Genomic DNA, 13,433 nt, shown 5'->3' on the forward strand with positions numbered 1-13,433 from the left:
TTGTCCATACTTTGTCCATACCAAAAATTAGTTTTCAGTTGTATTCCTATCTAGTTTTGAAGTGTTGAATCACAAAATTAGAAATTATGAAAACAAAGCTATTAACAATCAAAAAAAGTATTTACACAACACTTTTTGTTCTTACACTATTTTCCTTCACAGGATGTAGTGAGGAAAGTGTTGATAATGGAAAGGCCTCAGGTGAAATCATACAAACTATAAACGATTTATTGGCAGGTTTATCAGAATTTGATCAACCAGAAGTTTCGGGAGTAGAACTTATAGAAGAAAGTAATCCAGAACGCGACGGACAAACTAATGAGTGTGTTGTAAAAAAATATAAAATGTCGCCTGGTTTTAGTGAAATGATTTTATTAGATCCTACCAGTGATGTTATTTATCCGGGCGCTATGCTAAAAGGCGAATCTATTCCTACTGGAGAATATATTGGTATTACTGGAGGTAGAGCCCCTATAACCTTATCTGTTTCATTAGAAAATTTAAATGGTAAGCCTTCTGCTCGTATTGAAAATCCTAATATTAATACGGTTAGAGAAGGTGTAAAAGATATGTTGCAACAAGGTGTAACAGGTTCTACAGCAGCAAAAGTTAATTTTACTACAGAAGAAGTTTATTCAGAGGAACACTTAAATATTGCTCTAGGAGCAAGCTATACCAAAGGAAAAAATAGTGTCTCAGGGTCATTTAACTTCAATAGCTCAGAAAAAAAATATAAGTATATTATCAAGTATTTGCAGGTATACTATACTATCGATTTAACAATCGAGGAGAGTGAAAACCCAGGGAAACTGTTTACAGATGTTCCCAATTTAAATTCTACAAGCCCTGTAATTGTTTCATCAGTAAAATACGGGCGTATGTTAATATATACTGTTGAGACTAACTCTAAGTTTACAGATACACAAGCAGCATTTAACGCGGCTTTTTCAGGAGGGGAAGTAAACGGACAAGGTGAGCATCAGAGCTTTTGGAACAGTTCAACTGTTAAAGCTTTGGTTGTTGGAGGTTCTTCTGGTGATGCGGCACAAGTTGTTACCGGACCAGAAGGTGTGTACAATTATATCACTGAGGGAGGTGAGTATTCAATCGATTCACCTGGTGCGCCATTAGGATATACCCTAAGGTATGTTAGAAAAGGGTTTCCAGTGGCTAACGTGGTACTGTCTAGTGAATATAGTATAAGAACCTGTTATGAAGCATATCAAAGATTTTATATTGGGTTGCATGGCATTAAACCTAAAAAGCATGAAGGTGAAAACAATTTAGAGATTTACGGAGACATAGAAATTGGTATCTATCAAGGAGGAGAGGTTGTTGAGGAATTTAAAAAACACTACAACTCAGATCCGGCATTAGAGGTTGAAGAAGATCAATTTGTGGGCATTAATAATAAGTTTGCAGAAGTAGAACTCTATAAGCCGGATGTTAATAATGATTATATTAAGCTCTATGCAGAGTTTTATGAAAGTAACGGGGCTTTTGATCCGGAATATTTTGGGAAAGAAACGAGGAAGGTGTATTTAAAGGATGTAAATCAAATAATGGATATAAATAATGATGGTAATCTGGATAAAGATGATATTGATTATGAACGTATAGATTTAGAAGAATTACCAGGTAGTGAGTTTAGGGCCTATTATTATTTCTGGAGAATTTATTAATAAGTACATTATTTTTAGTCAATACAGTTGGCACCTAAAGTTGTAGATTCAACAACTTGGTGCTGGCTGTTATTTTTTTGCCTCAACCAACTCCAACTGCTCTAAACTCACATTTGTAGTAAACAAGCCATAGTTAACTGTGGCTTTGTTTTTTTCAATTTTATCAATGCTGCCAATGGCTCGTCCATCCTCCATCCTAACGCGGTCGCCCACTTTTAAAACGGGTTTTGGTTTGGGCTCTGCAAAGGCTTTTTGTTTGGCGGCCTTTTTCTTTTTTCTAATAACCTCCACTTTTTTTTCGGCCTCTTGTTTTACTTGTTTCTCTTTTGCCTTGATTACTTTTTTCGCTTTCGCGGAAACTTTTTTGCGTTTGGAATTTTCTATTTGAACCAGTTTGAAAAGCTCGTCCATTAAAGGCTCTTTTTGCTTATTCTCAAAATATTTTTCCGCTATATCGTTTAGTTTTTGTCCGAGATATATTAAGCGTTGATTGCTATCGTACAACTCTTGGTAGCTTTCCAATTTCTTTTGGATTTTCGCATTGATTTCCTCTAATTTATCGGCTTCTTCAATCTTTTTCTTTTCATTTAGTTTTAACGATTGTCCTGTTTTTTCAAGTTTAGAGCGTTCTTTTTGAAGCTTTGCAATGGTAGCATCAAAGCGGATTTTGCTGCGCTCAATCTTCTTTTTGGCGCGATTGATTAAACTGTACGGAATACCGTTTTTCTGTGCAACTTCAAAGGTAAAACTGCTTCCGGCTTGACCGATAACGAGTTTAAAAAGGGGCTCCAATGTGCGCTCGTCAAACAACATATTGGCGTTCAGCATAAAAGGTAGCTCGTTGGCCAGTATTTTTAGGTTGGAATAATGCGTAGTTATGATGCCGAAAGCTTCACGATGGTAAAATTCTTCTAAAAAAGTTTCAGCCAAAGCGCCGCCCAATTCCGGGTCGCTGCCGGTGCCAAATTCATCAATTAAAAAAAGCGTGTTTTTATTGCACTTCTTTAAAAAATAATTCATCTGCTTTAAGCGATAACTATAAGTGCTCAAGTGGTTTTCAATAGATTGATTGTCGCCAATATCACTTAAAATCCTATCAAATAAACAAACCTTACTGCGTTCGTGTACCGGAATTAGCATACCACTTTGCAGCATAACTTGCAGCAAACCAACAGTTTTTAAGGTGATGCTTTTTCCGCCGGCATTGGGGCCGGAAATAACAATAATCCTACTGTCTTGTTTAAGTTCTATAGTCTGCGGAAATGTGGTTTCCTTCTTTTCTAAGTTATTCAAATAGAGTAGAGGGTGATAGGCATCGCGCAAAAACATGCTTCGGTCTTCGGTAATTTCGGGAAGGATTCCGTTCATGGATTTGGCGTATTTCGCTTTCGCGGAAATCACATCCAATTGAATTAAAAAATCTTGATACTGTTCCAATAAAGGTAAAAACGGACGTATAAAATTAGTCACCTCTTTTAAAATACGAATCACTTCTTCGTGTTCTTCGTATTCCAAATTATTAAGCTCGCGCGAATGTTGCAAAGTGGTTTCGGGCTCGATATAAACTATGCTGCCTGTTTTGCTGCCACCCATTATAGCGCCTTTAACTTTGCGTCTGTACATCGCCTTTACGGCCAACACACGTTTGTTATCGACTACCGATTCGCGAATATCATCTAAATATTCAAGGTTGTGATAGGTGTTTAAAGCGGTTGAAAAGCTGGCGTTTATTTTGCCTTTTATTTTATTTATGGCTTGTCGTAAATCGAAAAGCAGCGTTGAGGCATTGTCTTTTATATCGCCAAAACGGTCAACAATGGCATCTACTTTTTCAATAATAACTTTGGTGACTTCAATATGCGAAGCGTATTCGTGCAATCCCGGATAGTATTCTTCAAACTTTTTTAAATAGTTGACAATGTCGTTTGTGGTCAATGAAATCGATACAATTTTCTTTAAGCTATGCACTTCAAGATAGGTGTTTTCAATGCGTAACAGCTTAATTTCTTTCGCAATCGTATCAAAACCGTGGTTCGGAATACGGTTGTCGTTGTAAAAAGAAGATAAATACTCATTGGTTAATTGCAAAGCCACTTGCAGCGCTTCTTTTTTCTTAAAAGGTGAGATTTTAAGCGCTTCATCGTTCCCCAATGGTGTAACGCAATGCTCGCTGACCTGCTGTAAAACGTTAGAAAATTCTAAATCCTGTAATGTTTTTTCGTGAATGTGTATCATTCTTTTTTTTATATAGGGCTAGCAAATTTAAGCAATCTCATTGAGATGTTTTGTGCTGTAAATTCTTCTTAATAAATAGTTAATTAACAGTTGCCTGCGTTTCTTTAACAAAACGCTAACACCAACGGTTTTAATTTGTGTCTACCTTGAGATACAAACTAAAGACAATCAAAAATGAAAAACAACAAACTTACCACATTTTGTATGCTACTGGTGCTTACTTTTAGTTTCAGTGCATTTGCCCAATTAAACACACCGCGAGGTAGCCAACAGGCAACGGTTTCGCAGCGTGTAGGTGTTTCAGATGTTTCAATATCCTATTCAAGACCAAGTGTAAACGGTCGGGAAGTCTGGGGGAAATTAGTGCCTTATGGCATGAATAACCTTGGTTTCGGTACGGCCACCGAGGCGCCATGGCGTGCTGGGGCCAACGAAAACACTACCATTACGTTTACGCATGATGCCAAAGTTGAAGGCAAACCTATAAAAGCGGGGACTTACGGTTTGCATTTAGAAGTGAAAGCAGACGATACCGCAACCCTTATTTTATCGTATGATGCAGAAGCTTGGGGTAGTTTTTTCTACGATAAAAGTAAAGATGCTTTACGGGCCGATATTAAAACGATTACCGTGCCGCATCACGAATTACTGACCTTTGAATTTAATAATGTTGATGCGAATTCTGCAACGGCAACTTTGGCTTGGGAGAAAAAAGGATTCCCCATTAATGTTTCATTTGATGTTACGGATATTGTGTTGAACGATTTTAGAACCAAATTTAAAGGTCAGGATGGATTCCAACGTCAAAACTGGGAACAAGCGGCGCGTTTCGCCTTAAACAACGGCGGTGATCTTAATGAAGCTTTAAGTTGGGTTGATACCGCTATTGCTGGACAATTCTTTAGTCAAAAAACGTTTAATAATGTAGCGCTTAAAGGGCAAATACTTAATAAACTAGGAAAAACAGACGAATATGCTACCTTGATGGATGAAGCTGCGGCCATGGCAAACACCAATCAATTGAATAATTTGGGCTATCAAATGATTGCTGCAAAGGATTTTGATCGGGCTTTAAAATACTTTAAACAGAATATTGCCAACAACCCAAATAATGCGAATTGTTACGACAGTTTGGGCGAATGTTATAAAATTATGGGCGATAAAAAAAATGCCATTAAAAATTTAAAAAAGTCGTTGTCGCTTAATCCGCCAGCCAATGTCAAGGCCAATTCAGAAAAGCTTTTAAAAGAGTTGGGGGCCATGTAAAAGAATCATCAATCAAAAATCATCAATCAAACTACAATCAGTTTTTAAGGCTCAATCCCATCCGATTGGGCTTTTTAACTAATATAATTCCAAATATTCTTGTATTTGCCCAATTGTTTGTACGTGTTAAGCAAAATCATGTTTTGCGGTTTTGATAGCGCCGGATCGTTTTGAAGCACCTTTTTAGCATAAAACCTGGCACTTTGTAAAATATCGTTGTCCTTGATAATATCGGCAATCTTTAAGTTTAAAACGCCGCTTTGTTGGGTTCCCATAAGGTCTCCGGGACCACGTAAACGCAAATCTACTTCGGCAATTTCAAAGCCATCATTGGTTTTAACCATGGTTTCTAAGCGCGTTTTGCTATCGTTACTTAGTTTATGCCCGGTCATTAAAATACAATAGCTTTGTTCTGCACCACGCCCCACACGACCGCGCAATTGATGGAGTTGCGATAGGCCAAAACGTTCTGCACTCTCAATAATCATCACCGAGGCATTGGGTACGTTAACACCAACCTCAATAACCGTTGTGGCTACCATAATTTGGGTTTCGCCCTTTATAAAACGCTGCATTTCGTAATCTTTATCGGCAGGTTTCATTTTTCCGTGAACAATGGAAATTTGATATTTTGGCATAGGGAAGTCCCTGGAAATACTTTCGTAACCATCCATCAAATCTTTATAATCCATGGCCGAACTTTCTTGAATTAACGGATAGACGATATAAATCTGTCTGCCTTTATCGATTTCATCTCGGATAAACCGGAATACATTCAGTCGGTTTTTATCGAATCGATGAACCGTTTTTACAGGCTTTCGTCCGGGTGGTAATTGGTCAATTACAGAGATGTCCAAATCGCCATAAAGCGACATGGCCAAGGTTCGTGGAATTGGTGTGGCGGTCATTACCAAAACGTGGGGAGGTGAGGTGTTTTTCTTCCATAATTTACTGCGTTGCGCCACTCCGAAACGATGTTGTTCATCGATAATGGCGAGTCCTAAATTTTTGAATTTCACCTTGTCTTCAAGTAGGGCATGGGTACCGATTAGTATTTGTAATTCGCCGTTTTCTAAAGATTCATGAATTTTTTTTCTTTCTGAAGTTTTAGTTGAACCCGTTAATAGTTTTATGCTGATATTTAGATTGTTACATTGCTCGACTAATCCGTTATAGTGTTGGACTGACAAAATTTCAGTCGGCGCCATTAAACATGCCTGAAAATCGTTGTCAAGTGCTATTAACATTGACATGAGCGCGACTATGGTCTTGCCGGAACCCACATCCCCTTGCAATAGTCGATTCATTTGGGCATTGCTACCTAAATCGGCACGAATTTCTTTTAAAACGCGTTTCTGTGCATTGGTTAATTCGAAGGGTAAATGGGTTGAAAAAAAAGTATTGAAATAATCGCCAACTTTTTCAAAAGGAAAACCTTTAATTTTGGATTTATGGATGAGGTTTTTCAGAATCAATTGCAATTGAATATAGAATAATTCCTCGAATTTCAATCGATATTGAGCCTTGGAAAGTAGGCTTTGGTCCTTCGGAAAATGCACATTTAATAGCGCTTCTTTTTTCGAAATTAATTTTAATTCGGAAAGCAAATTTTCCGATAAGGTTTCGGCAAATCGTCCTTGGGTTTCTAAAAATAATTGTTGCATGATTTTGCTCATCACCCGATTGCTAATCCCTTTATTTGATAATTTTTCGGTGGACGGATAAATAGCCTGCATCCCTGAACTTAAGTTTTTTTCGTGGTCTTCCAACAGCTCCAAATCGGGATGCGCCATATTAAATTTCCCGCTAAACCAATTGGTTTTGCCAAACGCCACATAAGGTTTGTTTGGTTTTAAGCTTTCTCGAATCCACTTATGGCCTCTAAACCAAACCAGTTCCATGGTGCCGGTATCGTCTTGAAAGGTCGCCACCAAGCGTTTTCCCCGTTTTTGTGCCACCTCCTTAAACCCAGTTATTTTGCCAATAACCTGTACATCGGCATTATTGCGTTGCAATTGGTTGATTTTGTAATACTGCGTGCGGTCAATATATCTATTTGGAAATAAGTTGATTAAATCCTGATATGTGTAAATGCCCAACTCCTTGCGCAACAAATCGGCACGATTTGGGCCAACGCCTTTTAAATAATCAATGGGAGTTTGAAGGTTAACACTCATAAAAGCGAATTTAGTGTATTTCAATTAAGATTAAAAGTGCTATTTTGGTCTAATACTTGTTGTGGTTTAAATATGAAAAACTTAGTGGTTCTTTTTTTGTTTTTTATTGGTTTTTTTGGGTTCTCTCAACAAGCTGAATATGTTGATTTTAAAAGTGCTAAAGCTGAAATTGTTTTTGGGGATTTAAAGAAAAAAGAACTTAGGGGACGTGTTACTTATGAATTTGAAATTTTAAAAAATATCGATTCCATTTTTATTGATGCTAAAGATTTTGACAACATTAAATACCAATTAGATGAACGGTTTGAAGATAGCTTGTACAACGGAAAACAGCTGATTATAAAACATCCTTTTAAAGCAAATGGTAAACATAAAATTGATGTTATTTGGAAAACGACCCCTAAAAAAGCCATGTATTTTATTGATTGGGAAAATGAAAGCGGTGATTTCGAGAACCTCAATCACCAAAAAGGGCAGGTGTGGACGCAAGGACAAGGCAAATACACGAGTAATTGGCTGCCGAGTATTGACGATATGAATGAAAAGATTGAATTCGATTTATCTATCACTTTTCAAAATGATTATCAGGTAATTTCTAATGGGAAATTAACAGATAAACGAATCAACAAATCGGCTACTACATGGCACTACGATATGCAAAAACCCATGTCGAGCTACTTAGTCGCTTTGGCTATTGGCAAATACGATAAAAAGGTTCAATACTCAAAAAGCGGTATTTCTTTGGAAATGTATTATTATCCGGAAGATTCTTTAAAGTTCGAGCCTACCTATCGTTACACTAGGCAGATGTTCGATTTTCTGGAAGAGGAAATCGGTGTGCCGTATCCTTGGCAAAACTACAAACAAGTGCCCGTAAAAGATTTTCTGTATGCCGGAATGGAAAACACGGGAACTACCATTTTTGCGGATTCTTTTGTGATAGATTCCATTGGGTTTGTCGATAAAAACTACGTAAACGTCAATGCGCACGAATTAGCGCACCAGTGGTTTGGCAATTTGGTTACGGCAAAATCCGGCACGCACCATTGGCTCCAAGAGGGTTTTGCAACCTATTACGCGTTATTGGCAGAACGCGATATTTTTGGAGACGATTATTACTATTGGCGATTATACGAATACGCTCAAGAATTGTTAGAACAAGATAAAGCAGGAGGAAGCACCTCGCTTTTAGACCCAAAATCGAGTAGCACAACATTTTATAAAAAAGGTGCTTGGGTGTTGCATATTTTAAGAGAACGTGTTGGTGATAAGGCTTTTAAGAAGGCAATTAAGAACTATTTAAAGAAGCATCAATTTAAAAATGTTGAAACCAATGATTTTATAAATGAAGTTGAAAAGGCTAGTGGAGAGGATTTGACTACGTTTGTTGAGTTTTGGCTTAAAAGTAAAAGCCTTAATTACGATGAAATAGAGAAAAGATTTTTTGCGAATATCATTTTAAATAATTTAACACATAGTGGTTATCCGGTATCTTTTGACAGATATTATTCAATTGACTGTGATGGTTACCCTGAAGCTTGTAAAACAATATTATTGGTTACAAGTGATGAGTTTTTGAAGGGAAGGATAGTAGAGCAATTAGGAAGCAATATTTCTAAATCTACATTTTTTAATAAAAGTTTAAAAGTCCGTCAAGCCATAGCTAGAACAATGCGTGAAATCCCTTTGGAATTAAAAGCAGACTACGAATCGCTTTTAAATGATAAATCTTATATCACCATAGAAATAGCACTATTCAATTTATGGAATAATTTCCCAAAAGACCAAAAGAAATATCTAAATAAAACAAAAGGAATTATCGGTTTTAGCGATAAAAATGTGAGAATGCTGTGGTTGACTTTGGCTTTAATAAGCGATGATTTTGAGCCAGAAAACAATCAACTTTACTATAATGAGTTGTTGGATTACTCAGGTTCTAAATACGGTTTTGAAGTCAGAATGAATGCGTTTCGCTATTTGGCATGGATACAGTCTTGTGGAGATGATTGTCAAGAAAATTTAAAAGAAGCCACCGCGCATCATAATTGGCGGTTTTCAAAGTTTGCAAAAGATTTACTGAAAAACATGGCTGTTAAAAACTAGATTGCAATAAAGTTCTGCATTGCGAATCCTACTTTTTGAGCCTGCACTTAGCGCAGTCGAACTGAGGCAATTTGTTCAATTTTGTTGTTAATGATTATTTGGTTTTTCTACAAAACCCCCATTATCGGGGATGTAATTTTTTTCACACCCGTACCACATAACTTTAATTTGATTATTTCCTTTATGTCTTCGTTCTTATTTATATTTACATTAAAAAATAAAATGAGAGCATTGGTCATTTCGGGAGGAGGTAGTAAAGGCGCATTTGCAGGTGGCGTTGCTCAGTATTTAATTGAAGATTTAAAACGGCAATATCAATTGTTTATAGGCACTTCAACAGGGAGTTTGTTGGTGTCGCATTTGGCGCTTAACAAAATAGATAAAATAAAAAGTGTTTACACCAATGTAACAACCGATAGTATTTTTGATGTTTGCCCTTTTGTAATCAAGAAAAAACACGGTGTACAAAACATAGGAATTAGGCATTTAAGCGTCGTTTTAAACTTTATTAGAGGAAGCAAAACCTTTGGTGAAAGTTATAGCTTAAGACGATTGATTAAGGAAACCTTGTTAAAAGAAGAGTTTTTGGAATTAAAAAATTCGGGTTTGGATATTGTGGTCACGGTTTCTAATTTATCGCTCAATCAGGTCGAGTACAAATCCTTAAAAGAATTTGATTACTTAGAGTTTATAGATTGGATTTGGGTATCGTGCAATTACACCCCATTTATGAGTTTGTACAAAATAAATGGATGCGAATATGCCGATGGTGGTATGGGAAATATGGTGCCCATTGAAGAAGCCATTCGTCGCGGTGCGAAAGAAGTCGATGCCATTATTTTACAAACCGAAACGACGCTATTAAACAGAATGCCCTCAAAAAATCCCTTTTCATTAATTACAAATATGTTTGGTTTTATGCTCGATCGTATTGAGTCGCAAAATATAAAAATCGGTAAGTTTGTAGCATCGCACAATAACGCAATCATTAATTTTTATTATGCGCCAACGGTTTTAACCACAAATTCATTGATATTTGACAAAGAAAAAATGACGGAATGGTGGCAGGGTGGATATAATTTCGCCAAATTTAAAAATGAAGAACTTAACCAGATAGAAAATTAAATATGAAAGCATTGGTCATTTCCGGAGGAGGTAGTAAAGGCGCTTACGCGGGCGGTGTTGCCGAATATTTAATTAAAGAAGAGGGTAGGGAATACGATATGTATTTAGGAACATCTACCGGAAGCTTGTTGATTCCGCACTTGGCAGTTGGAAAGATTGATAAAATCCATCAGGTATTTACCAATGTCAACCAAAGCAATATTTTTAGTGTAAATCCATTTGTGGTTCGTAAAAAAGGAGACAGGGAGTTTGTGTCGATAGACTTTATAAATTCACTTTGGCAATTTATAAAGATGAAACGGACCTTTGGCGAAAGTAAAGCGTTGAGGCGTTATTTGAAAAAACATTTTACCTACGATGAATTTAAATTGATACGTGAAACCAAAGACGATGTGGTGGTTACGGTTTCCAATCTTTCTAAAAACCGAGTGGAATATAAATCGATAAAAGACTTTAATTATGAAGAGTTTTGCGATTGGATTTGGATTTCGTGCAATTACATTCCTTTTATGTCTTTGGTAAAAAAGAACGGCTTCGAATATGCCGATGGTGCTTTTGGATGTGTGGTGCCCATTCGTGAAGCTATTTTAAGAGGCGCCACAGAAATTGATGCCATTATTTTGGAATCTGAAAGTATGGCGTATAATAAAGTGCTTGGGAAAAATCCCTTTTCTTTAATGCTGAATTTATTTGGACATCTATTGGATCAGGTCGAGCGCAGTGATATTCTTATAGGAAAATTGGCAGCAAAAAATAAAGACGTAAAGCTTAACTTGTATTATACGCCATCAAAACTTACTGAAAACTCTTTGATTTTCAATAAAAAATTAATGACATCTTGGTGGCAACAAGGTTATTTTTATGCCAAGCAAAAAGCCGAGGAAGCGCGTTCTAATGAGTTACGCATGCAAGACAGCTTACCATAAATCTGAAACCTCTTCTTTTATAAAAGACAAGGCTGCATCGCTTGGTGCCCGTCGTTCCATCATTTCGGTTAAAACCACTTCCCTTAGTTTGTTGGCGGTATCGGTTTTTTCGAGTAAGCTCGCTTTTCGTATCAATTGAATCGTGGCGCTTTTTGCAGCTGAAATAATGCTCCAACATTTCTCGCTCACATAAATTTGCTGCGATAAATTGTGCTCCATTTCTTGTTCAATATTTTGTATAAGTAACTGCTCGTAATCATCTTTATTTGAAGTAATTGGTGATACTCGAATCATTAATTTGTTGGGTGAAATCCGCTCTAAAAATAAAGCGAGTCTTTCATAGGCTTGAAGACGTAATGGCATTGCCGATACCTGTAAATCTTTTTTCAATAAAAAGCGTCTTCGGCCATCTTCGTTTTTAGTGTGTTCTTTAAAAAAATAATAAGCAATAAGTCCGACGATTAACGATGGAATGGCGAATAAAAATAAATCTATAATACGTTCTGCGTCCATAAAAATTTGAGTGGTTTTGTGTTTGGTTAATTATTTAAAAAATCAAAAGTAATATTTGTTAATGTTTTTACGCCTAAAAGCAAGCCACTTTCATCAATTTTAAAATCGGGTGTATGGTGGGGGAAAGCCTCAGTATTGCCAGGTGTCATGCCGCCTAAAAAGAAATAAAACCCGGGAACAATTTCTTGGTAATACGAAAAATCCTCGCCGCCGGTTGTTGCTTTTCTTAAACGCACGTTTTCAGTGCCAGCAACCCTTTGTAGCGTGGGTAGCATCTTATCAACTAAATCGGCATCGTTATAGGTAATTGCTGTAAAATTCTGAAAATCAATAGTAGCCTCGCCACCATAGGCTTTTGCTAAAGTGGTAACCATTTCTGTAATGCGTTTTTCAATATGCTCCCTCATTTGTGGGTCTAAAGTTCTAACCGTTCCAATAAGTTCAGCGGTTTCTGGGATGATATTAAAGCGCGTGCCAGCGGTAATTTTCCCAACGGTAATTACTGCAGCTTCATCAACTAATTTGGATTCTCGACTGATTATGGTTTGCAAGCCATCAATAATTTTTGCCGAAATCAATATGGGGTCAACACCTTGCCACGGCCTGCCACCGTGGGTCTGTTTACCTTTAACGTTAATTACAAAACGCTCAACCGATGCCATAATGCCGCCTTTTTTATAATGAATGGTGCCAACCTCATAATTCGACCGAATGTGCAACCCGAAAATAGCATCTACTTTTGGGTTTTCCAGAACACCTTCTTTAATCATCAGTTTTGCGCCACCTTCTTCACCCGGTGGCGGGCCTTCTTCCGCAGGTTGAAAAATAAATTTTACCGTGCCTTTAATTTTGTCTTTGTTTTTAGAAAGAATTTCGGCAACGCCCATTAAAATAGCCGTGTGTGTATCGTGGCCGCAAGCATGCATCACACCGGTTTCGGTATTTAAGAACGTTGTTTTCACCTCAGATTTAAACGCTAAATCATTTCTTTCGGTAACGGGCAGCCCATCAATATCGGCACGTAGGGCAATTACTTTTCCGGGTTTGTTTCCTTTTAAAATAGCCACCACGCCCGTATGCGCCACACCGGTTTTAACTTCTAATCCTAAGCTTTTTAAATGGTTTGCAATGGTTTCGGCAGTTTTAAATTCCCTATTTGAAAGTTCGGGGTTTTCATGGAAATGTCTGCGCCATTCAATCACTTTTTCTTCAATATCTATAAATTGTTGTTCTAACTTATGTTGACTGAAAGATTTAAAAATTCCAAAGAAAACACATATTAAAAAGAGATATTTCATATTTAAAGGCTAGCGTATTTTAAAAATTCAAGCCTAAAGATATTCAAAAATTAATTAAAGCAGATATAAGTGTTAATTGTTTATAATTATTGATAATTCAGCTTCGGT

Annotated in this window: 9 protein-coding genes; 5 read left to right on the forward strand and 4 right to left on the reverse strand. The window is 36.9% G+C overall.

Annotation, left to right across the window (positions count from 1 at the left end; all coding sequences use genetic code 11):
- Positions 1 to 86 precede the first annotated feature (86 nt).
- Positions 87 to 1,682 carry a thiol-activated cytolysin family protein gene (locus tag RNZ47_RS05450; RefSeq protein WP_311937582.1) on the forward strand — a complete coding sequence of 532 codons (1,596 nt, stop codon included), beginning with the start codon at positions 87 to 89 and terminating at the stop codon, positions 1,680 to 1,682.
- Positions 1,683 to 1,751: 69 nt separating this feature from the next.
- Here RNZ47_RS05450 and RNZ47_RS05455 read toward each other — a convergent pair whose 3' ends face one another.
- The gene (locus RNZ47_RS05455) at positions 1,752 to 3,917 is read right to left on the reverse strand and encodes an endonuclease MutS2 (protein WP_311937585.1); all 2,166 of its coding nucleotides are present in this window, start codon (positions 3,915 to 3,917) and stop codon (positions 1,752 to 1,754) included.
- Positions 3,918 to 4,091: 174 nt separating this feature from the next.
- On the opposite strand from RNZ47_RS05455, the gene RNZ47_RS05460 reads away from it, so the two are divergent.
- On the forward strand, positions 4,092 to 5,183 hold the full coding sequence (locus RNZ47_RS05460; RefSeq protein ID WP_311937588.1) for a DUF2911 domain-containing protein: 1,092 nt from the start codon (positions 4,092 to 4,094) through the stop codon (positions 5,181 to 5,183).
- A gap of 74 nt (positions 5,184 to 5,257) precedes the next feature.
- Here the strand turns inward: RNZ47_RS05460 and recG are convergent, their stop codons facing one another.
- Positions 5,258 to 7,360: an ATP-dependent DNA helicase RecG gene (gene recG, locus RNZ47_RS05465; RefSeq protein WP_311937591.1), complete on the reverse strand. Its 2,103-nt coding sequence runs from the start codon at positions 7,358 to 7,360 to the stop codon at positions 5,258 to 5,260.
- 72 nt (positions 7,361 to 7,432) lie between these two features.
- Between recG and RNZ47_RS05470 the strand changes: the two genes are divergently transcribed.
- The 3 genes from RNZ47_RS05470 to RNZ47_RS05480 all read left to right on the forward strand — a co-directional run bounded on the left by RNZ47_RS05470 (position 7,433) and on the right by RNZ47_RS05480 (position 11,514).
- Complete coding sequence (locus tag RNZ47_RS05470) at positions 7,433 to 9,463, forward strand: M1 family metallopeptidase (RefSeq protein WP_311937594.1); 2,031 nt, start codon at positions 7,433 to 7,435, stop codon at positions 9,461 to 9,463.
- 222 nt (positions 9,464 to 9,685) lie between these two features.
- Positions 9,686 to 10,588, forward strand: coding sequence for a patatin-like phospholipase family protein (locus RNZ47_RS05475; RefSeq protein ID WP_311937597.1), 903 nt, complete (start codon positions 9,686 to 9,688; stop codon positions 10,586 to 10,588).
- Positions 10,589 to 10,590: 2 nt separating this feature from the next.
- Positions 10,591 to 11,514 (forward strand): patatin-like phospholipase family protein, encoded by a 924-nt coding sequence (locus RNZ47_RS05480; protein WP_311937601.1) that lies wholly within the window; start codon positions 10,591 to 10,593, stop codon positions 11,512 to 11,514.
- On the opposite strand, the gene RNZ47_RS05485 is transcribed toward RNZ47_RS05480, so the two are convergent.
- Together RNZ47_RS05485 and RNZ47_RS05490 are read right to left on the reverse strand one after the other, a co-directional pair.
- Positions 11,506 to 12,027 carry a DUF7935 family protein gene (locus RNZ47_RS05485; RefSeq protein ID WP_311937604.1) on the reverse strand — a complete coding sequence of 174 codons (522 nt, stop codon included), beginning with the start codon at positions 12,025 to 12,027 and terminating at the stop codon, positions 11,506 to 11,508. The genes RNZ47_RS05480 and RNZ47_RS05485 overlap by 9 nt on opposite strands.
- A gap of 26 nt (positions 12,028 to 12,053) precedes the next feature.
- Positions 12,054 to 13,325, reverse strand: coding sequence for an amidohydrolase (locus RNZ47_RS05490; protein WP_311937606.1), 1,272 nt, complete (start codon positions 13,323 to 13,325; stop codon positions 12,054 to 12,056).
- Positions 13,326 to 13,433 lie beyond the last annotated feature (108 nt).

The sequence above is a fragment of the Hwangdonia seohaensis genome (assembly GCF_031932625.1).
Taxonomy (GTDB): Bacteria; Bacteroidota; Bacteroidia; order Flavobacteriales; family Flavobacteriaceae; genus Hwangdonia; species Hwangdonia seohaensis.

Excerpts from the sequence above, each read along its gene's own strand:
- RNZ47_RS05450 (WP_311937582.1), top strand. The coding sequence starts at position 87 with ATGAAAACAAAGCTATTAACAATCAAAAAAAGTATTTACACAACACTT.
- RNZ47_RS05455 (WP_311937585.1), bottom strand. The coding sequence starts at position 3,917 with ATGATACACATTCACGAAAAAACATTACAGGATTTAGAATTTTCTAAC.
- RNZ47_RS05460 (WP_311937588.1), top strand. The coding sequence starts at position 4,092 with ATGAAAAACAACAAACTTACCACATTTTGTATGCTACTGGTGCTTACT.
- recG (WP_311937591.1), bottom strand. The coding sequence starts at position 7,360 with ATGAGTGTTAACCTTCAAACTCCCATTGATTATTTAAAAGGCGTTGGC.
- RNZ47_RS05470 (WP_311937594.1), top strand. The coding sequence starts at position 7,433 with ATGAAAAACTTAGTGGTTCTTTTTTTGTTTTTTATTGGTTTTTTTGGG.
- RNZ47_RS05475 (WP_311937597.1), top strand. The coding sequence starts at position 9,686 with ATGAGAGCATTGGTCATTTCGGGAGGAGGTAGTAAAGGCGCATTTGCA.
- RNZ47_RS05480 (WP_311937601.1), top strand. The coding sequence starts at position 10,591 with ATGAAAGCATTGGTCATTTCCGGAGGAGGTAGTAAAGGCGCTTACGCG.
- RNZ47_RS05485 (WP_311937604.1), bottom strand. The coding sequence starts at position 12,027 with ATGGACGCAGAACGTATTATAGATTTATTTTTATTCGCCATTCCATCG.
- RNZ47_RS05490 (WP_311937606.1), bottom strand. The coding sequence starts at position 13,325 with ATGAAATATCTCTTTTTAATATGTGTTTTCTTTGGAATTTTTAAATCT.